This is a genomic window from Amycolatopsis silviterrae, from assembly GCF_042684085.1.
Lineage (GTDB): Bacteria > Actinomycetota > Actinomycetes > Mycobacteriales > Pseudonocardiaceae > Amycolatopsis > Amycolatopsis silviterrae.
This window is the reverse complement of the sequence record NZ_JBHUKS010000024.1, coordinates 217,857-237,555: the sequence shown is the minus strand read 5'-3', so window position 1 is coordinate 237,555 and position 19,699 is coordinate 217,857. Positions and strand designations below refer to the sequence as shown.

General features: G+C 71.1%; 16 protein-coding genes. 14 read left to right on the top strand and 2 right to left on the bottom strand.

The features are described 5' to 3' along the window. The first annotated feature begins 192 nt into the window (after nt 1-192). From ACFSVL_RS31360 to ACFSVL_RS31320, 9 genes are all read left to right on the top strand, one after another. Nucleotides 193-1,683 carry a pyridoxal phosphate-dependent decarboxylase family protein gene (locus tag ACFSVL_RS31360; protein WP_378309181.1) on the top strand — a complete coding sequence of 497 codons (1,491 nt, stop codon included), beginning with the start codon at nt 193-195 and terminating at the stop codon, nt 1,681-1,683. Beyond that, complete coding sequence (locus ACFSVL_RS31355; protein ID WP_378309180.1) at nt 1,680-2,972, top strand: lysine N(6)-hydroxylase/L-ornithine N(5)-oxygenase family protein; 1,293 nt, start codon at nt 1,680-1,682, stop codon at nt 2,970-2,972. The genes ACFSVL_RS31360 and ACFSVL_RS31355 overlap by 4 nt, the downstream gene beginning before the upstream one ends. Beyond that, nucleotides 2,969-4,762: an IucA/IucC family protein gene (locus tag ACFSVL_RS31350; protein WP_378309178.1), complete on the top strand. Its 1,794-nt coding sequence runs from the start codon at nt 2,969-2,971 to the stop codon at nt 4,760-4,762. Before ACFSVL_RS31355 ends, ACFSVL_RS31350 begins: the two co-directional genes overlap by 4 nt. Next, entirely contained in the window at nt 4,759-6,063 is a 1,305-nt protein-coding gene (locus ACFSVL_RS31345; protein ID WP_378309176.1) for a glutamine synthetase, read from the top strand. Before ACFSVL_RS31350 ends, ACFSVL_RS31345 begins: the two co-directional genes overlap by 4 nt. A 65-nt stretch (nt 6,064-6,128) precedes the next feature. Further along, nucleotides 6,129-8,090 carry an intein-containing Rv2578c family radical SAM protein gene (locus ACFSVL_RS31340; RefSeq protein WP_378309174.1) on the top strand — a complete coding sequence of 654 codons (1,962 nt, stop codon included), beginning with the start codon at nt 6,129-6,131 and terminating at the stop codon, nt 8,088-8,090. A 682-nt stretch (nt 8,091-8,772) separates the two neighbouring features. After that, nucleotides 8,773-10,569 (top strand): aspartate--tRNA ligase, encoded by a 1,797-nt coding sequence (aspS, locus tag ACFSVL_RS31335; RefSeq protein ID WP_378309173.1) that lies wholly within the window; start codon nt 8,773-8,775, stop codon nt 10,567-10,569. A gap of 52 nt (nt 10,570-10,621) precedes the next feature. Then, complete coding sequence (locus tag ACFSVL_RS31330) at nt 10,622-11,563, top strand: DUF389 domain-containing protein (RefSeq protein ID WP_378309171.1); 942 nt, start codon at nt 10,622-10,624, stop codon at nt 11,561-11,563. A 69-nt stretch (nt 11,564-11,632) separates the two neighbouring features. Next, entirely contained in the window at nt 11,633-12,820 is a 1,188-nt protein-coding gene (locus ACFSVL_RS31325) for a phosphotransferase (RefSeq protein ID WP_378309169.1), read from the top strand. A 488-nt stretch (nt 12,821-13,308) separates the two neighbouring features. Then, entirely contained in the window at nt 13,309-14,151 is an 843-nt protein-coding gene (locus ACFSVL_RS31320) for an SGNH/GDSL hydrolase family protein (RefSeq protein ID WP_378309167.1), read from the top strand. Here the strand turns inward: ACFSVL_RS31320 and ACFSVL_RS31315 are convergent. Beyond that, on the bottom strand, nt 14,117-14,872 hold the full coding sequence (locus tag ACFSVL_RS31315) for a metallophosphoesterase family protein (RefSeq protein WP_378309165.1): 756 nt from the start codon (nt 14,870-14,872) through the stop codon (nt 14,117-14,119). The genes ACFSVL_RS31320 and ACFSVL_RS31315 overlap by 35 nt on opposite strands. A 78-nt stretch (nt 14,873-14,950) precedes the next feature. Between ACFSVL_RS31315 and ACFSVL_RS31310 the strand changes: the two genes are divergently transcribed. The 3 genes from ACFSVL_RS31310 to ACFSVL_RS31300 all read left to right on the top strand — a co-directional run bounded on the left by ACFSVL_RS31310 (nt 14,951) and on the right by ACFSVL_RS31300 (nt 17,884). After that, nucleotides 14,951-16,333, top strand: coding sequence for a replication-associated recombination protein A (locus ACFSVL_RS31310; RefSeq protein ID WP_378309164.1), 1,383 nt, complete (start codon nt 14,951-14,953; stop codon nt 16,331-16,333). 110 nt (nt 16,334-16,443) lie between these two features. Further along, the gene (locus ACFSVL_RS31305; RefSeq protein ID WP_378309162.1) at nt 16,444-16,989 is read left to right on the top strand and encodes a cupin; all 546 of its coding nucleotides are present in this window, start codon (nt 16,444-16,446) and stop codon (nt 16,987-16,989) included. Nucleotides 16,990-17,026: 37 nt separating this feature from the next. Further along, nucleotides 17,027-17,884 carry an NAD(P)-dependent oxidoreductase gene (locus tag ACFSVL_RS31300; protein WP_378309160.1) on the top strand — a complete coding sequence of 286 codons (858 nt, stop codon included), beginning with the start codon at nt 17,027-17,029 and terminating at the stop codon, nt 17,882-17,884. Here the strand turns inward: ACFSVL_RS31300 and ACFSVL_RS31295 are convergent. After that, the gene (locus tag ACFSVL_RS31295; RefSeq protein ID WP_378309158.1) at nt 17,868-18,779 is read right to left on the bottom strand and encodes a hypothetical protein; all 912 of its coding nucleotides are present in this window, start codon (nt 18,777-18,779) and stop codon (nt 17,868-17,870) included. The genes ACFSVL_RS31300 and ACFSVL_RS31295 overlap by 17 nt on opposite strands. A gap of 155 nt (nt 18,780-18,934) precedes the next feature. Between ACFSVL_RS31295 and ACFSVL_RS31290 the strand changes: the two genes are divergently transcribed. Further along, entirely contained in the window at nt 18,935-19,339 is a 405-nt protein-coding gene (locus ACFSVL_RS31290) for a DUF948 domain-containing protein (protein WP_378309155.1), read from the top strand. Next, nucleotides 19,336-19,638, top strand: coding sequence for a hypothetical protein (locus ACFSVL_RS31285; RefSeq protein WP_101434607.1), 303 nt, complete (start codon nt 19,336-19,338; stop codon nt 19,636-19,638). Before ACFSVL_RS31290 ends, ACFSVL_RS31285 begins: the two co-directional genes overlap by 4 nt. Nucleotides 19,639-19,699 lie beyond the last annotated feature (61 nt).

Genomic DNA, 19,699 nt, shown 5'->3' with positions numbered 1-19,699 from the left:
CGTTTTCGTGCGCTGCGGTCCGTGAGGGCCACCTTCACGGACGCTGATTCCCTCAGGGTTCCCCTCACAGCCCTCGCAGCCCCGGCAAAACGCCAGCTGTACCGGGCGTGCTCGGACCCGGTCGCGGGCTGCCGGTGAGTGTCCGTATTGTTGCTCAGGGTAAGGCAAGGTTACCCTAAGAAAGGTGGCTCCATGGCGGATGCGCCCTCAGTGCCGGCGGCCCCGTCCGGCGTGGCTTCGGCGGAATGGCTGGCGGGCGGTCCCGGCGGCGCGGACCGGCTGGCTCGGCTGCTTCCGGCGGCGTTGCGCGGGATGGCGGCGGGCACGGCGGAACGCGGCGGCCCCGTCCCGGCAGGCGGCCCGGCCGCGGTGGCGGCGGCGCTCGCCCGGGCCCAGTCGGACGGGCTCGCGCGGCACGGAGTCGGTGCCGAACAAGCCTTGGAGGAGCTTTCCGCCCTGCTCGCCGCCGGATCCGCCGATCCAGCCGACCCGGCCTGTGCCGCGCATCTGCACTGTCCGCCGCTGGCGGTTTCAGTTGTCGCCGATGTGGTCGCGTCCGCGTTGAACCCGTCGATGGACTCGTGGGACCAGGCCCCGGTCGCGAGCGAGATCGAGCGTGAGTTCACCACGGGGATCGCCCGGCTCTGCTACCCGGACGCCGCCCGTCCGGACGCGGTCATCACCTCCGGTGGCACCGAATCTAACCTCCTCGGACTCCTTCTCGCGCGGGAATCCGCAGTGACCCGGCCGGTCTGCGGGGCCAATTCGCATCACAGCGTCGCGCGCGCGGCGTGGCTGCTCGGGCTGCCCGCGCCGGTCGTGGTGCCGTGCGTGGACGATCGCATGGTCCCGTCCGCGCTGGCTGAGGCGTTGGCGTCGCTCGGCGCGCAGGCTGTGGTCGTCGCGACCGCGGGCACCACCAACACCGGCCGGATCGACCCGTTGCCGGAGATCGCCGAGATCTGCCGCCGGACTGGGGCGCGGCTGCACGTCGACGCGGCGTACGGCGGTCTCGCGCTCTGCAGCGAAGCACTCCGCTCCCGCGTCGCCGGTCTGGAACTGGCTGACTCGGTCGCGCTCGACCTGCACAAATTCGGTTGGCAGCCGGTCGCTGCCGGGGTGTTCGCCGCTCGCGGGGCGACCGATCTGCAGGCGCTTACCGTCCGTGCGGAGTACCTGAACGCCGACGACGACACCGAGGCCGGACTGCCTGATCTGCTCGGTCGTTCGTTGCGCACTTCCCGTCGGCCGGACGCGTTCCGGATGGCGGTCACGCTGCGCGCGCTCGGCACGGCGGGGATCGGTGTACTCGTGGAACGCTGCTGTGCCAACGCTTCCGGCGTGCACGCGATGGTCGAAGACCACCCGGCGCTGCGGTCCTGGGGTGCTCCCGAACTGTCCACAGTGGTCTTCCGTCCGGTGGCGGCGGACGAGCTGCCGGGGGTGGCTGGGGACGATCTGGTCGCGCAGGTGCGCCGCACACTGTTGGAGGACGGCGTTGCGGTGATCGGCCGCGGTGCGTTGCCGACCGGCCCGGACGGTGAGTCACAGCTGTGGCTCAAGCTCACCCTCCTGCACCCGCACACCGAAGCCGCCGACTACCGAGCGCTGCTCGACGCGGTGGCGACAGTCGCGGCGGACCTGCGCGCGACCGTCGCGCGGGAAAGCCCGGTCGCGTCGTGAGGCGCTACGACGTCGCCGGGGTCGGGATCGGGCCGTTCAACCTGTCGCTGGCCGCGCTGGCGGATCCGCTCGACCAGCTGGAAGTCGTGCTGTTCGACGCGCGTCCCGAGTTTCGCTGGCACCCCGGCCTGCTCGTGGACGGCGCGACGCTGCAGGTGCCGTTCCTCGCCGACCTGGTGACGCTCGTCGACCCGACCAGCCGCCACTCTTTCCTCAACTACCTGCGCGAACGCGGCCGGTTGCTGCCGTTCTACTTCGCCGAGCGGTTCCATCTGCCGCGCGCCGAGTACGACGACTACGGCCGCTGGGCGGCGGCGCGGCTGCCGTCGTGCCGGTTCGGGCACGAGGTCACCGGCCTGCGCTGGATCGAGCGTGAAGAGGCGTTCGAGCTGACCGTCAGCGGCGCGGAACCGGTGCTGGCGGCGGCGGTCGTGCTCGGCGTCGGAACGCAGCCGAGCGTCCCAGAACCGTTGCGGCCCTTGGTGTCCGTGCCGGACGTTCTTGCGCTGCACTCCGCTGACTACCTCACGCGGCGGTCCGAGCTGATCGCCGCGGATTCGGTGACAGTGGTCGGCTCGGGGCAATCGGGGGCCGAGGTGTTCCTCGATCTGCTGCGGTCTCGGTCCACTGTAGACGGTCTGCGCTGGCTCGCGCGGACGCCTGCCTTCGCCCCGATGGAGTACTCCAAGCTCGGCCTGGAGCAGTTCACGCCGGACTACACGGCGTACTTCCACGGCCTTCCCGAGGCGGTCCGCGACGAGCTGCTCCCGAAGCAATGGCAGCTGTACCAAGGGATCGACGCCGAGACGATGGCGGAGATCCACGACGAGCTGTACCGCCGGAGCATCGGCGGCGGCTGGCCGGGCGCGGTCCTGACGCCGGGCGTCGAGGTGGTGTCCGCGACCGTCGGCGACGGCATCGAGCTGGGGCTGCGGCATGCCCAGCAAGGAACGACCGCGACCCACCGGACGTCCGCCGTGGTCGCCGCTACCGGCTACGCCGAGACGCCGACCGGGCCGCTGCTGCAAGGGCTCGGCGACGCGGTACGCCGTGACGCGCAAGGGCGGCTCGTCGTAGGGGCGGACTATCACGTCGAACTCGACCTGCCCGGTCAGCTGTTCGTGCAGAACGCGGAACGGCATACGCACGGCCCCGGCGCGCCGGATCTCGGGCTCGGCGCGTGGCGGGCCGCGGCGATTCTCAATGCTGTGTGCGGAAAACCAGTGTACGACCTGCCCGAACGAACCGCGTTCACCACTTTCGGCCTTGACCAGACGGAGGACCAGTGACCCTGACCGACGACGCCGCTTGGCGGGCCGCGGGCTCGCTCGTCACCCACAAGATGCTCGGAGAGCTGTCCTACGAAGCGATGCTCGTGCCCGTGGCGGGCGCACCGACGCGGGCCGGGCACCGCAGCTGGCAGCTCGACCTGCCCGGCGAAGTCTCGTACCGCTTCGAAGCCCGCCGAGGCGCGTTCGAGTCGTGGACAGTCTTGCCTGGCAGCGCAATCCGCGTCGCCGATGGTGCCGAGGCCCCTGCGGACGACCCGCGCACGCTGATCGTCGACGCGCGCGAACGGCTCGGTCTCACCGGCCTGCGGCTGGCCGACGTCCTCGCCGAGCTGACCTCGACCGTCGCCAACGAAGCGACCCGTCTGCGCCGCGCACCCAGCGCCTCCGAACTGTCCACGATGGACTACAACCTCGCCGACGGGCACCTCACCGGCCATCCCCGGCTGGTGCTCAACAAGGGCCGAGTCGGGTTCTCCGCCCGCGACCGTGCCCGCTACGCACCCGAGTCCGGGACCGACATCCGGCTGCGCTGGTACGCCGTACACCGCGATCTCGCGCAGTTCCGCAGTGTGGCCGGGCTCGACGCGGAGACCCTGCTGCGCGAGGAGCTGGACGACCGCACCCGAGCCGAGTTCACCACCCGCACGGAGCGCCTTGGCGATCCCGCCGACTACGTCTGGGTGCCGGTGCATCCCTGGCAGGCCGACGAAATCATCGGCACGCTCTACGCGGCCGAGCTGGCGACCGGCCGGATGGCCGAGCTGGGGGAGAGCGGCGACGTCTACCGTCCACATCAGACGGTCCGGACGCTGGCCAACCGCTCGCGGCCGGACCGGCGCGACGTGAAAACCGCGGTGTCCGTGCGAAACACGCTCGTCTACCGCGGCCTGAACTCCGCGGCGACGCTCGCCGGGCCGTCGGTCACCGAATGGCTGCGCCGGATCGATGCGGCCGACCCGCTGCTGTCTGAGAAGTACCGCTTCGAGCTGCTTGGAGAGGTGGCGAGCATCTCGGTCCGGCATCCGCTGTTCGGCTCGCTGGAGGAACTGCCGTACCGGTTCCACGAGACGCTCGGCGCGCTGTGGCGCGAACCGCTCGTCGCCCGGCTCGCCGACGGGGAACAGGCGATTTCGTTCGCCGCGCTGCCGTACCGCGATGCCGCCGGCGAGACCGTGCTGACCAGGCTGATCACGCAGTCCGGCGCGGGTGCGGAGGCGTGGCTGTCGCGGCTGTTCGACCTGGTGCTCACGCCGTTGCTGCACTGGTTGCTTCAGTACGGTGTCGGATTCTGCCCGCACGGCCAGAACCTCGTGCTCGTGGTGGACGCGAACGGCAGCCCGCTGCGGGTCGCGATCAAGGACTTCGCGCAGGGCGTCGACCTGCTTGACGAGGAACTGCCCTGCTACACCGACCTCCCGCCGGACGCTGCCGCCGACATGCTGCGCTGGCCCGCGCATCTGCTCGCGCAGTCGCTGTTCAGCTCGGTTTTCTCCGGCCAGCTGCGGTTCTGGGCGGAGCTGCTGCTGGACGACCTCGGCCTGGCTCGCGGCGATTTCTGGACCTTGGTGCGCGAGGTCGTCGGCCGCTACCGCGACGAAAACCCCGAGGTGGCCGAGCGATTCGACGCGTGCCGTTTGTTCGCGCCGGATGTCGAGCGGGTGACACTGAACCGCGAACACCTTGCCGGACAGGGCTTCGACAAGGTCGAGCGCGACGACGAGTTCGACGTCCGCTGGGGCCGTGTGCCGAATCCGTTGCACAGTCCTGATCTGGACGGCGCCTGGTGAACCCGTTCGACCGTCCGGCCGGGCCGCGATCGCTCGCCGCGCGTGCCGAAGCAGGCTCGGCGGCCGCGGAAGTGCTGCGCCGAGTGCTCGCCGAGGACGGCGCTCGGCTGGTGCTTTTGGTGCCGGATCCGCACGCGCGGTTCGCGGCGGTGGAGCTGGCCGCGCCGTTCGCCGCGGAGGTCGTGGACAGCGGATACGGCATGTGCAGCTACATCTTCGCCTGGACGCCGGAGCGCGAGCCGCTGCCGGAGGCCGGTCCGCTGAAGCCGTACCTCGGCGGTTTCGGCGACCTGCGGGTACGGCTGGACGCGGCGACGGCGTTTCCCCTCGGCGACCGGACGTGGGCGGTGGTCGCGGACGCCGAGTTCCCTTCCGGCGAACCGGCGGGGCTTGCGCCGCGGACGGTGCTGCGGACGCAGTTGGCCCGGTTGGCGGAGCACGGGCTGGTGCCGTCGATCGGGATCGAGCACGAGGTGGTTTTCCGTACACTGGAAGGGGAACCGCTCACCGGACACGGCGTGGACTACGCCCTCGGCGGCACCGAACACCTCGCGCCGCTGCTGGCCGATCTGCGGTCCGCGACGGCTGGCCTCGGTGTGGAATCGGCACGGGCGGAGTGTCATCCCGGTCAGTACGAGGTCGTCCTTCGCCATCGCGACGCGCTCGCTGCCTGCGATGACGCGTTGCTGCTGCAGTTGCTGACCCGTCGGATCGCCGCGCAGCACGGTGCGCAGGCCGACTATCTGGCCGCGCCGGAACCCGGTCAGGGGAATTCCTGCCACGTCCATCTTTCACTGTCCACTTCGGACGGACGTCCGTTCGCGCTGGACGCTTTTCTGGCCGGAGTCCTGCGGGATGCGCGGGCGTTGTCCGCGGTGTGGGCACCGACGTGGAACAGCTACGTCCGGCTGCGAACTGCGCCGTTCTCGCCGCGCTCGCTGGGGTGGGGGCCGGACGATCGGACCTCCTCGATCCGGTTGTGCGGGACGGCGTCCGCGCCACGTCTGGAGTTCCGCTTCGCTGGCGCGGACGCTCAGCCGCACCTGGTGGTTGCCGCGCTGCTCGCGGCGGGGATGGCTGGGCTGGACGAACAGCTGTCGCCGCCGGAAGCGGGTTCTCGGTGCGGAGAGCTGGCGGCGTCGCCGTGGGAGGCGTTGGCGCTGCTGGAGGAGGGTCGGCTGGGCGTGTTGCTGGGGGAGGACGTGGCGGCGCAGCAGGCCGCTTTGCTGCGCGAGGAACTCGACGCCGCGCTCGGGGCGGTGACCGATCTGCACCGCCGCCGGGGCGCGTTGCGGTCGTGAGTGCCTCTCCTCCGTGGTCCCCGTTCGGGGGGTGTTCGAACATATGTTTGACAGTGCTTTAGAACATGTGTTCGACTGTAGAGGTGCGTTGGGAACAGTTGCGAGCGGGGAAGGAGGAGCCGGCACTCCCCGGTCTCGGTGCCTTCGGAGATGTGGTGCGGTCGGTGCGGCCGCCGGAGTTCGGCGGCGTCACCTTCCACGAGGTGCGCGCCCGGTCCGTGCTGAACCGGGTGCCCGCGTCGTCGGCGGTGCCGTTCAGCTGGTCGGTCAATCCTTATCGCGGGTGCTCCCACGCGTGCACGTACTGCCTCGAAGGCGACACACCGGTGCTGATGGCCGACGGCCGCGCGAAGCCGATCGCCGAGCTGCGCGTCGGCGATCGGATCATGGGCACGCGCGGGCACGGCGTCGCGCGCAGGCTGGTGCCTACCGAGGTGCTCGCGCACTGGACCACGGTGCGCCCGGCGTACCGGGTCACGCTCGACGACGGCACACGGCTCGTCGCCGGGCCGGATCACCGGTTCCTCAGCGCGCGCGGCTGGAAGTACGTCACCGGCAGCAAACTCGGCACCGCGCAGCGGCCGCACCTGGAGCCAGGCACGGAACTGGTCGGCGGCGGCCGGTTCGCGCGCACGCCGGACGACACGCTCGGCTACCGCGCCGGATACCTCTGCGGAATGCTGCGCTCCGGCGGATTCGCCGCGGAATCGGACGCGGCCGCGCGAGCGCTGGCGTACCTGCCGGACTTCGGCTCGTCAGTGGGTTTCATGCGCATCCCCCGGGAGCCGGACGCGCACTGGGCGCGCGGCTTCCTCGCCGGACTGTTCGACCTGGCCGGCGGCTACCGGCGCGGCACGCTGTCCATCGCGCACGACGAGAACGAAGTGGTGGACATGCTGTTCGCCGCGCTGGACCGGTTCTCGTTCGGCTACGAAACCGTCGGCCACCGCCAGCACCCCGGCCGCCGCCAGGCCCGGCTGACCGGCGGAACCGGCGAAGTGCTGCGGTTCCTGCACCTGGTCGACCCGGCGGTCGAATGGAAACGCTCCCTCGACGGCACCGTGATCGGCGGCGTCCGGCGCACGGTCACCAGTGTCGCGCCGGTGGGCCTGGAGCTGCCGCTGTTCGACATCACCACCGGCACCGGCGATTTCGTCGCGGACGGGATGGTGTCGCACAACTGCTTCGCGCGGAACACCCACACCTACCTGGATTTCGACGCGGGCCGGGATTTCGACACCCAGGTCGTGGTCAAGGTCAACGCCCCGGAAGTGCTGGCCGCACAGCTGAAGCGGCCGAGCTGGCAACGGGAACCGGTCGCGATGGGCACGAACACCGACCCGTACCAGCGAGTCGAAGGCCGCTACCGGCTGATGCCCGGGATCATCCGCGCGCTCGCGGACTCCGGGACGCCGCTGTCGATCCTCACCAAGGGCACGATGCTGAGCCGGGACCTGCCGCTGCTGGAATCGGCGGGCAAGGACGTGCCGGTCCACCTGGCAGTGTCACTGGCCCTGCTGGACGGCGACCTGCAACGGCGCTTGGAGCCAGGCACCCCGACCCCGCGAGCCAGGCTGGACCTGATCCGCAAAGCCGCCGCGGCCGGACTCCCGTGCTCGGTGATGGTCGCGCCGGTGCTGCCGTACTTGACGGACTCGCCCGAGGCCCTAGACCCGCTGTTCGCGCAACTGGCCGAGGCCGGAGCGACCAGGGTGACCGTGCTGCCGCTGCACCTGCGACCGGGCGCGCGCGAGTGGTTCGCGGCGTGGCTGAAGCGGGAGTACCCGGAACTGGCGTCGCGATACCGCCGCCTGTACGCCCGGGGAAGCTACGTCGACCGCGGCTACCGCGAACGCTTGGCGACGGTGGTGGGCCCGTTGCTGCGACGACACGGATTGGACCCGCGGGCGCCTCGGGCGCACGCGGAAACCCGCACGGAGCCGGACCGGCCGGGGGAGACCGGGGCCGGGGGCGCGGCGGTGCCGGAGCAACGAACAGGGGAGGCGGAACAGTTGCGATTGCTGTGACCTTGCCGGTCCCGCCGACCTGAGTGGGAGGCGGACCGGAACCGGCGTCGCGGTCCAGGCGGGAGGTGCAGTGCGGCAGTCCGGACGAACCGTGCTGTGCGTGGGCGGGCGGGCCCGGGGGCCGCCCGCCCGCGGACCCCGCCTCGTGGCCCGGACTCGTCTCGCCGGGCCGATTCGGCCACCTCGGCGTCGCGGTGGCACCGCATCGGCCCTCCCGTGAGCTGACTCCACCCGGCTCCTCGTCCTGCCGCCGCGCCACCTTGGCGCTCCGGCCCAGCCGCGCAGCGTCGTCTGAACCGATGCCCGCCGCGCCGCGTTGCTGCTCCGGCCCAGCCTCGCCGCACTGTCCGAACTGATGCCTGCCCCGCCATCCCGCCGCTCCGGCCCGGCCCCGCCCCGCAGCGCCGTCTGAACCGATGCCCGCCGCGCCACCTTCCCGCTCCCGCCCCAGCCCTGCCGCACCGTCCGAACCGATGCCCGCCTCCTCACTCCGCCGCTCCGGCCCAGCCCTCCCGCACCGCCCGAACCAATACCCGCCCCTCCGCCCCCGCCTCCCGACCCAAACCTGCTCGCGCCCCCTCCCGCCGGGTTCGTTAGCCTCTGTATCCGGCGAAATGCGTGTCCGGCGAAATGCCGCTCACCCGCCGCACCGAATTTCGTGGACCTAGGGAGAGCAGTCGCAGTGCTCCGCACTCATCAAGCCGGCACCCTGCGTGCCGGGCAGGCCGGTCAGACCGTCACCCTCACCGGCTGGGTGGCGCGGCGGCGCGATCACGGCGGAGTCATCTTCATCGACCTCCGGGACGCCAGCGGCGTCGCGCAGGTCGTGTTCCGCGAGGGCGAGATGGCCGAGCGTGCGCACGCGCTGCGCTCCGAGTTCTGCGTGAAGGTCGTCGGCGAGGTGTCGCAGCGGCCCGAGGGCAACGCGAACCCGGACATCCCCACCGGCGACATCGAGGTCCTGGCCACCGAACTCGTCGTGCTGTCCGAGGCCGCTCCGCTGCCGTTTCCGATCGACGACCGGGTCGACGTCGGCGAGGAGGTCCGGCTCAAGTACCGCTACCTCGACCTGCGCCGCAGCGGCCCGGCGGCCGCGATCCGGCTGCGCAGCGAGGTCAGCCGCGTCGCGCGCGAGGTGCTGCACGGGCAGGACTTCGTCGAGATCGAGACGCCGACGATGACCCGCTCCACCCCGGAAGGCGCCCGCGACTTCCTGGTCCCGGCGCGGCTCAAGCCCGGCTCCTGGTACGCGCTCCCGCAGTCGCCGCAGTTGTTCAAGCAGCTGCTGATGGTCGGCGGCATGGAACGCTACTTCCAGATCGCCCGCTGCTACCGCGACGAGGACTTCCGCGCCGACCGGCAGCCCGAGTTCACCCAGCTCGACATCGAGATGAGCTTCGTCGAGCAGGACGACGTCATCGCGGTCGGCGAAGCCATCGTGAAGGCGCTCTGGAAGCTGATCGGCCACGAGATCGCCGCCCCGATCCCGCGGATCACCTACCGCGAGTCGATGGCGAAGTACGGCTCCGACAAGCCGGACCTGCGCTTCGACCTCGAGATCACCGAACTCACCGACTTCTTCTCCGACACGCCGTTCCGCGTGTTCCAGGCCCCGTACGTCGGCGCGGTCGTCATGGCGGGCGGCGCCTCGCAGCCGCGCCGTCAGCTCGACGCCTGGCAGGAGTGGGCGAAGCAGCGCGGCGCGAAGGGCCTCGCGTACGTCCTGGTCAACGAGGACGGCACGCTCGGCGGCCCGGTCGCCAAGAACCTGTCCGAGACCGAGCGCGCGAACGTCGCGGAAGCCGCCGGCGCGAAGCCCGGTGACTGCATTTTCTTCGCCGCGGGCAAGGTTTCCGCCGCGCAGCCGCTGCTCGGCGCCGCGCGCGACGAGATCGGCCGCAAGCTCGGGCTGATCGACGAGGACGCCTGGTCGTTCGTGTGGGTCGTGGACGCGCCGCTGTTCGCGCCGGTCGAGGACATCGGCGACGATGTCGCGGTCGGCTCCGGCAAGTGGACCGCCGTGCACCACGCGTTCACCTCGCCGACCCCGGAGTGGATCGACAAGTTCGAGCAGGACCCGGGCAACGCGCTCGCCTACGCCTACGACCTCGTCTGCAACGGCAACGAGATCGGCGGCGGCTCGATCCGTATCCACCGCGAGGACGTCCAGAAGCGCGTGTTCGCGCTGATGGGCCTCGGCGAGGAGGAAGCGCAGGAGAAGTTCGGCTTCCTGCTGGAGGCGTTCCAGTTCGGCGCGCCCCCGCACGGCGGCATCGCGTTCGGCTGGGACCGCATCGTGATGCTGCTGGCCAAGGCCGATTCGCTGCGCGACGTGATCGCGTTCCCGAAGACCGGCGGCGGCTACGACCCGCTGACGGCCGCGCCCGCGCCGATCACCGCGCAGCAGCGCAAGGAAGCCGGGATCGACGCGAAACCGGCTGCCCCGCAGAGCAAATCGGCTGCCGCCCAGGGGCAGTAGTGGCCACGCGCAGCGTGTCCGTTGAGGGTGGCTGGCGGGGCGGGGCGGGCTAGTGCTGCATCTCAGGGCGATCTGCCCGCCGGAGCGCACGGACGAGACGCTGGAGCTGCTGCGCACCCACCCGGGCGCGGCGCATCTGATCGTGCACCGCGGCGCGTCCGTCTCGCCGGAGGGCGACCTCATCGAGGCGGACATCGCGCGGGAGGCGGCTGACGACATCGTCGACGCCTTGTGCACGCTCGGCATCGACCGCAGCGGCGGCATCACCATGGAATCGCTGGACACAGCGCTTTCCGATGCCGCCGACGCGGCCGAGGAAGCCGCTCCCGGCGAAGGCGCGGACGCGGTCGTGTGGCAGGAGCTGCTCGGCCGCACCGGCGAGGAATCACGGTGGAACGCCACGTTCCAGGCGTTCCTCGCCATCGCGTGCCTGCTGGCCGCGGTCGGCGTGCTGACCGATTCGTCGGTGACCATCGTCGGCGCGATGGTGGTCGGCCCCGAATTCGGCCCGCTCGCCGCGATCGCGGTCGGCGTGGTGCTGCGCCGCTGGGACCTAGTGCGCCGGGCCGGGGTCGCGCTGGCGGCCGGTTTCCCGATCTCCATGGCGATCACGCTGCTCGGCGTGCTGCTCGGGAGCACGATCGATCTGTTCGATCCGCACGCGATCGTCAACAACCACCAGGTCGATTTCGTGTACCAGGTCGGGCCCGCGTCGTTCGTGGTGGCATTGCTCGCCGGGGCCGCCGGAATGCTCGCGATGACGTCGGCGAAATCAGCCGCGCTGGTCGGCGTGTTCATTTCGGTGACGACGGTGCCCGCCGCCGGTTACGCGATGGTCGCGGCGGTCGCCGGACGCTGGGACCGGGCCGGTTTTTCGGTGCTGCAGCTGCTGGTCAACCTCTTCGGAATCGTTCTTGCTGCGGCCATTGTGCTGATCCTTCGCCGCCGCAAGCAACGTTCGGCGGCCCTGTTGCGTCCGCTTTCCCGTGGGTGATTCCGGGCGCGTCCCGGCGCCCGGAACGTTGTGGTCATGGTTGCTCAGTCACGAGTAGGGTCGGTGACAATGACAGTCGACACCTCCTCCGCCGGCGACGCCGGAGTCCGGGCGGAAGCCGGGGAACTCGCCGTCGCCGCGGCCGTCGCGGCAGGCGAGGCGGTGCTCACGCGCCGGTTCGGGAGCGCGATCACGCTGGTCTCGCCCGAGCACCTCTCCGGAAGCGGCCCGGCGACAGTCGTCCGGGCGCGGGTCGTGTCGTCCTCGTTCGCGCTGCCGCGCACTCTGGTGGTCAAGCACTATCCCGACCCGCCGGAACCCGGCCTGCCCGACCCGTTCGCGCAGGAAGCCGTGAGCTACCAGCTGTTCACCGCACTGGCTCCGGACGAGCGGATGTGCCCCGAACTGCTGGCCCACGACGGCGGCGACCGCGTCCTGGTGATCGAAGACCTGGGCCGCGCGCCCACCCTGCAAGACAAACTGGCTGCCCGCGACTCCCGCGCCGCCGAACGAGCCCTGCTGTCCTGGGCCCGGTCGCTCGGCAGGCTGCACGCGAGCACCGCGAGCCGCGAAGCTGATTTCAACGCCCTGCTGCGCCGCCTGGGCGGCCCCGTACGCACCGACAACGACGGCCTGTCCGGGCTCGCCGAGGACGTCGAAAGCCTCCTCTCCGAACTGCTGGACGTCGCCGTCCCCGAGGCCGTGCGGGAACGCATCGCCGAGGCCATCTCGCAGGCACGATCGGCCGCCTTCCGCGCCTTCAGCCCGGTCGAACTGGCTCCGGAGAACAACCTGGTCACCGGCGCAGGAGTCCGCTTCCTGGACTTCGAACGCGGCCGCGTCCGCACTGCTTTGGTCGACGCCTCCTGCCTGCGCCTGCCCTTCGTCTCCGACCCGCGCGCGATGGCCCTGCCCGCAGGCATGAGCGAGGCGATGATCGCCGCTTGGCGAGCCGAAATCGTAGACGTGTGGCCGTCCTTCGCCGACGACGTCGAGCTGGCGAAGCAACTCACCATCAGCGAAATGCTGCAAGTCTGGCAAATCACGAGAGACCTGCTGCCCCGCCTGAACCTCCGCCGCCACGCGACCCCCGTGAGCCGAGAAGCCGCCCTGGTCACGTGGTGGCGCGAACTGGCAAGGCACGCCGGCTACTCCCGCCTGACCGAGGTCGCCGAACACTCCACGAGGGTCGCCGCCGCACTGGCCGCCCGCCTGGGCCCGCACGCCGACCTGGCCTTCTACCCAGCCTTCCGCTGAGTCCGTGAGGGCCACCTTCACGGACTCTGATTCCGTCAGGGTTCCCCTCACGACCAACTGCCACCGGCGGAGTCCGTGAGGGGCTCCTTCACGTACTTGGATTCCCTCAAGGAGTCCTTCACGGACCTCCCGCCGACCGCCGCCGCTGGTGCCCCAAGTGGCGTTGGTTGCGTCTGACGCACCCAACGCCACATTGGGGCGCTAGCCCCACCCCGCCCAACCGCCGCCGATGCACCCGCCCAGCCGGGCACCCACACCACCCCCGCACCCCGATACGAAGCCGAAATGCGGTCTGAGGGTGCTTGTCAAGGCATCTTTCCCGCCTTGACAAGCACCCTCAGACCGTCATCACAATCAGGCTTCGGGGTGCCCCCCCAACCCCCCGGATGCAATGTCGCCGCCAGGCGACGAGCCAGGCACACCGGAAGTTCCCACCTCCGTCCATACCGCGTTACCTCCCCATCACCAGCGGTGAGCTTCCATCCCGGATGGTCTTAGCCGTGACCGTGATCAGCGTCGGAGTCACCCCAGGCCCAGCCCCGCAGGCACCCCCGAAGGCGCCCCGCCAAGCCACCCGCCTAGCCGTCCTAGGCGACTCAACCGCAGTAGGCCTAGGCGACCCCCTCCCCAACCGAGGCGGCTGGCGAGGCGTAGGCCCCCTGGTAGCGACCGCACTAGGCGTAACCGACGACGGCTACCTGAACCCGTCCTTCACCGGCGCCCGAATGGCCTGCGTACGCACCGACCAACTCCCCGCCGCGATCGCCCACCAACCAGACGTAGCCCTGGTCATAGTCGGCATGAACGACACCCTCCGCCCAGACTTCAACCCGGACACCGTCGCCGCCGACCTGACCGCGATCGTCCGCGAGCTGACCGCCATCGGCACCACAGTCCTCCCGGTCCGCTTCCACGACCACAGCAAGGTTTTCCGCCTCCCGCCGTCGCTGAAACGAGCCCTAAGCACCCGAGTAGCCGAACTGAACGAAGCCATCGACCGCGTCGTCGAAACCGAACGCATCAGCTGCTTGAACCTCGACACCCTCCCCGGCGCCTACGACCTCACCGTCTGGAGCGTCGACCGCCTGCACCCCTCCGAACTCGGCCACCGTCTGCTGGCACAAGGCTTCACGGACCTAGCAGCAACAGCCGGTTTCGCGGTGCCGGAGCCAGTCAGCCTCACCTGCTCCGGCGGCGTAGAACCAAGCGCGGCAGGCCACTTCGGCTGGCTAGTGGCAAAAGGCGTCCCCTGGCTGTGGCGGCGCGGACGGGAGTTCCTGCCTTACGCCGCAGTCATCATGTGGCGTTCGTTCCGCGAGCGCGTGGGCTGAATACCCGCAACGCCTCCGCATCAGACGCTGGATTCCGCACGTAATCGTCGCTCCAGCCCTGAATTCCGGGATACTCCGACGCTTCCGCCAACTCCCGGCACGCTGTCTCCACGTCGTACTCAGTACGCCGCAGTTCGACGCCTGGCCCGAGCCGCGCCCAGTGCGCACCCGTTGTACCGTAAGGCATTCCGACGCTTCCCGGGTTCACGATCCGGCGCCTGTCGGCCAATCGCAGGAACGGCATGTGGGTATGCCCGCACACCACCGTCTCCGCCGTGACGCCGTCGAGAACTTCCTCCCAGCGAGACAACGGACTGTCCACGAGCGCGACCTCTTCGTCATCGCGCGGAGTGGCATGGCAGAAAAGCACTTCGCCGAGTCCGTCGATCTCCAGGGTCACCGTCAACGGCAGTCTGGCAAGCAACGTCACCTGATCCGGCCGTAACTGCTTCGCCGCCCACGGTGCGATCGGGTCGGGGATCTCGGTGTCTCCGCCGCCCGCCAGCGCGACGAGTTCGCGGTCGGCGTTGCCGCGCACCCACACCGCGCGGTCGCCGAGCGAAACCAGTCGGTCGAGGGTTTGCCGGGGCAGCGGGCCGGCGGCGAGGTCGCCGCACAGCACCACGAGATCGGCGGCGAGGACGTCGGGTTCGGCGAGGACCGCGTCGAGGGCGGGCAGCACGCCGTGGATGTCGGAGAGCACCGCGACCGAGGAGACCATCGCCCCAGTCTGCCCCTCCGCGCCCGCCGCGGGGCCGGGCGAGCGGGATTGTCGGGGTGGTCGGATACCGTCGTCGGCGTGGCACAGGACGAACTCTTCACGGTGAACCCCGACGCGGGGCCGCCGCCGGAACCCTCCGGAGCGAACCAGGCCGAACCGCAGGCCGACCCGGCGACGTCGCCGCTCGCGGTCCGGATGCGCCCGCGCACGCTCGACGAGGTGGTCGGCCAGCAGCACCTGCTGCGGGAGGGTGCGCCGCTGCGCAGGCTGGTGGAGGGGGCCGCCCCGGCGTCCGTGCTGCTCTACGGCCCGCCCGGCACCGGCAAGACCACGCTGGCCAACCTGGTGTCCATCGCCACCGGCCGCCGGTTCGTCGCGATGTCCGCGCTGTCGGCGGGCGTCAAGGAGGTGCGCGGCGTCATCGAGGAGGCGCGGCGGCGCCGGCAGTACAACACCGAGAACACCGTCCTGTTCATCGACGAGGTGCACCGGTTCTCCAAGACTCAGCAGGACGCGCTGCTCGGCGCGGTCGAGGACCGCACGGTGCTGCTGGTGGCGGCCACCACGGAAAACCCGTCGTTCTCGGTCGTGTCGCCGCTGCTGTCGCGGTCCCTGGTGCTGCAGCTGCGCCCGCTCACCGACGACGACATCGTGGCCGTGCTCGAACGCGCGCTGGCCGACGAGCGCGGCCTCGGCGGCGAGCTCACCCTCACCGACGACGCGCGAGCCCACCTCGTGCGGCTCGCCGGGGGCGATGCGCGGCGGGCGCTCACCGCGCTGGAAGCGGCCGCGGACGCCGCGTCGGCCACGGAGAACAAGACGATCGACCTCGCCGTCGTCGAGTCCACAGTGGACAAAGCGGCGGTCCGCTACGACCGCGACGGCGATCAGCACTACGACGTGATCAGCGCGTTCATCAAGTCGATCCGCGGTTCGGACGTCGACGCGGCTTTGCATTACCTGGCGCGGATGATCGAGGCGGGGGAGGACCCGCGGTTCCTCGCGCGCCGGCTGGTGGTGCACGCGAGCGAGGACGTCGGGCTCGCCGATCCGACGGCGTTGCAGGCAGCAGTGGCGGCGGCGCACGCGGTGCAGTTCATCGGCATGCCGGAGGGCAGGCTCGCGCTGGCCCAGGCGACGATCCACCTCGCGACCGCGCCGAAGTCGAACGCCGTGGTCACCGCGATCGACACCGCGCTGAGCGACGTCCGGTCGGGCTCGATCGGCACCGTCCCGCCGCATCTGCGCGACGGGCATTACGCGGGCGCGAAGCAACTCGGCAACGCGAAGGGGTACCGGTACCCGCACAACGTCCCGGAGGGGGTGCTGGCGCAGCAGTATCCGCCGGACGAGCTGGTCGGCCGGGACTATTACGAGCCGACCCAGCGCGGCGGGGAGCGGACGCTGGCCGAGCGGGTGCCGCGGCTCCGGCGGACGATCCGCGGAGAACGCCAGAGCTGAACGGGCAGCCGGTACCGGAGTGAACGTCGCCACTTTCTTCCTCGCGGGGGCTCAGCCGGGAACATCCGGGCGTCCGGCCGGTTGATCCTCTTCAAGGAGAGGGGGCGGCGATGACGCTGCTGACCGTGTGGCCGGACGACCAGCCCAGGCACGTGTTGCTGCGCACCGAGGACACGGGCGCGATCGTCGCGGAACTCGCCCGGATCGGCGCCGGGTTCGCGCGATGGCCGGTGGACGGCGGCGGGCTCGCGGAGGCGGAGCTGCTCGCCCGGTATCAGGAGCGGGTCGACGCCCGGATCGCCGGACCCGGGTATCACGCCGTGGATGTTCTCGTCGGCGAGCCCGGTCTGGTCGAGCGCAGCGCGAACGGCGCCGAGGACCGGTTCTTCGCGCAGGGGTCGGCGGTCTGGTACCTGCACGCCGGGCGCGAGGTGCACGCGGTGTTGTGCGAGCCGGGGGACGTGCTGACGATTCCGGCGCACGTCCGGCATTGGCACGACGGGGGCGCCCGGCCGGACCACGTGACGATCCGGGTCCGGCATCCGGCCGAGGCGGCCCGGGGCGCGCTGCCGGGAGCGGTGGAGCCCGGGGCGTTCCCCCGGTTCGCGGAGTTGGTGGCCGAACGGGCCGACACGTGGCCGGTGCTGACCCGCTGACCCTGCCGATCCGCGCGCCTCGCGGCACGATGACCCGATGACCACAGTCGCATTCCTCGGCACCGGAATCATGGGCCGTCCGATGGCCGCCAATCTCGCTCGCGCCGGGCTGACCGTGCGGGCCTGGAACCGGACTCGCGCCAAGGCCGAGCCGCTCGCCGCCGAAGGCGTCACGGTCGCCGAGTCCCCGGGAGAAGCGGTCAAAGGCGCCGACTTCCTGGTCACCATGCTCGCGGACGGGCCCGCCGTCGCCCAGGTCTTCGCGGGGCTCACCCTCGAACCGGGCACGATCTGGCTGCAGACCAGCACCGTCGGCGTCGACTGGGCCGACCGGCTTGCCCAGGCGGCCGTCGCGGCGGGGGTCCCGTTCGTCGACTGCCCGGTGATGGGCACGAAGGCACCCGCCGAACAGGGACAGCTCCAGGTGCTCGCGGCGGGGCCGGACAACGTGCACGAGGGCGCCGCGCCGGTGTTCGACGCGATCGGCTCGAAGACCCGTTGGCTCGGCACCGAACCCGGCACGGCGACTCGGCTCAAGCTCGTCATGAACGCCTGGATTCTCGCGCTCACCAACGGCACCGGCGAAAGCCTCGCCCTGGCCCGCACGCTCGGCGTCGACCCGCAGTTGTTCTTCGACGTCATGAGCGGCACCGGGTTCGACGTCCCTTACGCGCGAGCGAAGGGACCCATGATGCTGTCTGGCGAGTACCCGACCAGCTTCCCGGCATCGCTCGCGGCGAAAGACGCGCGGCTCGTCGTGGAGGCCGCGGGCCACGCGATCGACGTCGGCGGCGCGGCGGCAGCGTTGGCGCACCTGGAGACCGCGGTCGAAGCGGGACACGGCGAGGACGACATGGCCGCGGTGTACGAGGGGATCGTCAAGAAGGGTCACTGAGCAACGAAGCGACCCGGTCTACGCCGATGCCGGAGATGATCAGGCGCTCCTTCGCGTTCCCGAGCAGCCGCGCGGTCCACGGGGTGAAGCCGCCGTCGCCAACCGGCGCTGGACCGGAACCGAAGTCGCCCGTGACGGTGAAGCAGAGGCCGGAGTAGTAGTCACGGCCGACGGCTCGGTCTGGATCGTCAGCGACAGTCACGTCGGGCAGCGCCTCCTGCACTGAGGCGGCGAAGTCGGCGAAGCGACTGTCCAATGTGGTCACCAGAAAGCCTGCCGACTTGGCACCGGCGGCCCGCACCGCGTCGGTGAGGAATCGCGCGTGCTCCACCAGGTGCTCGCGTTCGAAGGCCAGGCTGCCTCGGTCGCGACCCGCGGTGATCGCGGCGAAGAGCGAGAAGTGCGCGTACAGCCCGGGGGCCGGTGGCTGAGCGCGCACCACGCGTTGCAGCGTGGCGAGCCGTACCGGTGCCGAACCGGTCCGCCGGACGGCCGCTTCGAGGGCCAGCCCGTTCGTCGGATCAGCGGCGACCTCGGTGCCGCGCCCGGTCGGCACGACGCGATGCTGGGCGAGTCCGGCCACTGTGGAATGAGTGCCGAGCGGCGTCACCGGAGAGAGTTGGACTCGCTCGAATTCCGGCGGAGCGGCGGAAAGCAAGGCGTCCTCGACGCGCCGCAGAGTCTCGAACGGCAGCGGCGCGGGCGTGGCGAACCGGTCCGCGCGGTAGCGGCGCAAGACGTCCGGCCCGCGCAGTTTCGCGGCTCGCCGCCGGGCCACTTCCAGTTGCAGGGTGGTCAGATCCGCGCCGGGCAGTTCGGCGAGCACGTCGGCGGCCTGGCCGCCCGGTCCGGCGAGCACGCGGGGGAGCGGGCCGCGTCCGTTCGAGGAGTCCATCGCCCGAGGAGACCAGCCCGGACCCGTCTCCGCGAACTGTTTTCCGCCGCGGCGACTGCGCTGGGTGACCGCAGCGGCGGGGGGTCCCCGCCGAGAACCCCCGCAGGCGGTAACCTCACCTCACCTAAGATCCCGCACCACCCCGAGGAGGGCCCGTGTCGGCAGGGCAGATCGCCGCGCTGATCGCCGCAGGAGCTTTCGTACTGCTGGTCTTGCTGCTGGCGATCCCGCTGCTCAAGCTCGGCCGCACGCTGGACGAGGCGACGATCGCGATCCGCAAGGCGCACGAGAACAGCGACCCGATCCTGATCGGGGCCAACGAGACGATCACGCACGTCAACACCCAGCTCGAACGGGTCGACGGGATCACCGCGAACGCACAGGCGGTGAGCGGCAACGTGTCCGCGCTCTCGTCGGTGTTCACCGCGACGCTCGGCGGCCCGCTGGTGAAGACCGCCGCGCTCTCGTACGGGATCAGCAAGGCCATCCGCGCGCGCCGCAAGAAGCAGGACGCGAAGGCCGCGAAGGCGCAGCGCCCGGGCCGCCGGGGGAAGAAGTGAAGCGGCTGTTCTGGCTCGGCGTCGGGGTCGTCGCCGGGGTCGCGCTGAGCCGCAAGGCGACCGAAACGGCTCGTCAGGCCACGCCTGCCGGGTTAGCATCGAACCTGGGCGACGCCGTGCGGGAACTCGCGGGCGCCGTCGGTTCCTTCGGCGCCGAGGTGCGCGCCGGGATGAACGAACGGGAACAGGAGCTGCACGACATGGTCGAGGAGCGGACCGCCGCCGTCGCGCCGCCTTCGGGCGCGGGCAGGCACGCCGCACGTCGCCCCGCCCGGCGAGCTCGCCGGGCGGAGGGCTGATCTCCGCGCGCCTTCCGCCGCCTCCGACCCCCGTTTCCTTCCCCGGCCGAGACCGGGTCTT

Excerpts from the sequence above, each read along its gene's own strand:
- ACFSVL_RS31360 (WP_378309181.1), top strand. The coding sequence starts at position 193 with ATGGCGGATGCGCCCTCAGTGCCGGCGGCCCCGTCCGGCGTGGCTTCG.
- ACFSVL_RS31340 (WP_378309174.1), top strand. The coding sequence starts at position 6,129 with ATGTGTTCGACTGTAGAGGTGCGTTGGGAACAGTTGCGAGCGGGGAAG.
- ACFSVL_RS31325 (WP_378309169.1), top strand. The coding sequence starts at position 11,633 with ATGACAGTCGACACCTCCTCCGCCGGCGACGCCGGAGTCCGGGCGGAA.
- ACFSVL_RS31320 (WP_378309167.1), top strand. The coding sequence starts at position 13,309 with ATGGTCTTAGCCGTGACCGTGATCAGCGTCGGAGTCACCCCAGGCCCA.
- ACFSVL_RS31315 (WP_378309165.1), bottom strand. The coding sequence starts at position 14,872 with ATGGTCTCCTCGGTCGCGGTGCTCTCCGACATCCACGGCGTGCTGCCC.
- ACFSVL_RS31305 (WP_378309162.1), top strand. The coding sequence starts at position 16,444 with ATGACGCTGCTGACCGTGTGGCCGGACGACCAGCCCAGGCACGTGTTG.
- ACFSVL_RS31300 (WP_378309160.1), top strand. The coding sequence starts at position 17,027 with ATGACCACAGTCGCATTCCTCGGCACCGGAATCATGGGCCGTCCGATG.
- ACFSVL_RS31295 (WP_378309158.1), bottom strand. The coding sequence starts at position 18,779 with ATGGACTCCTCGAACGGACGCGGCCCGCTCCCCCGCGTGCTCGCCGGA.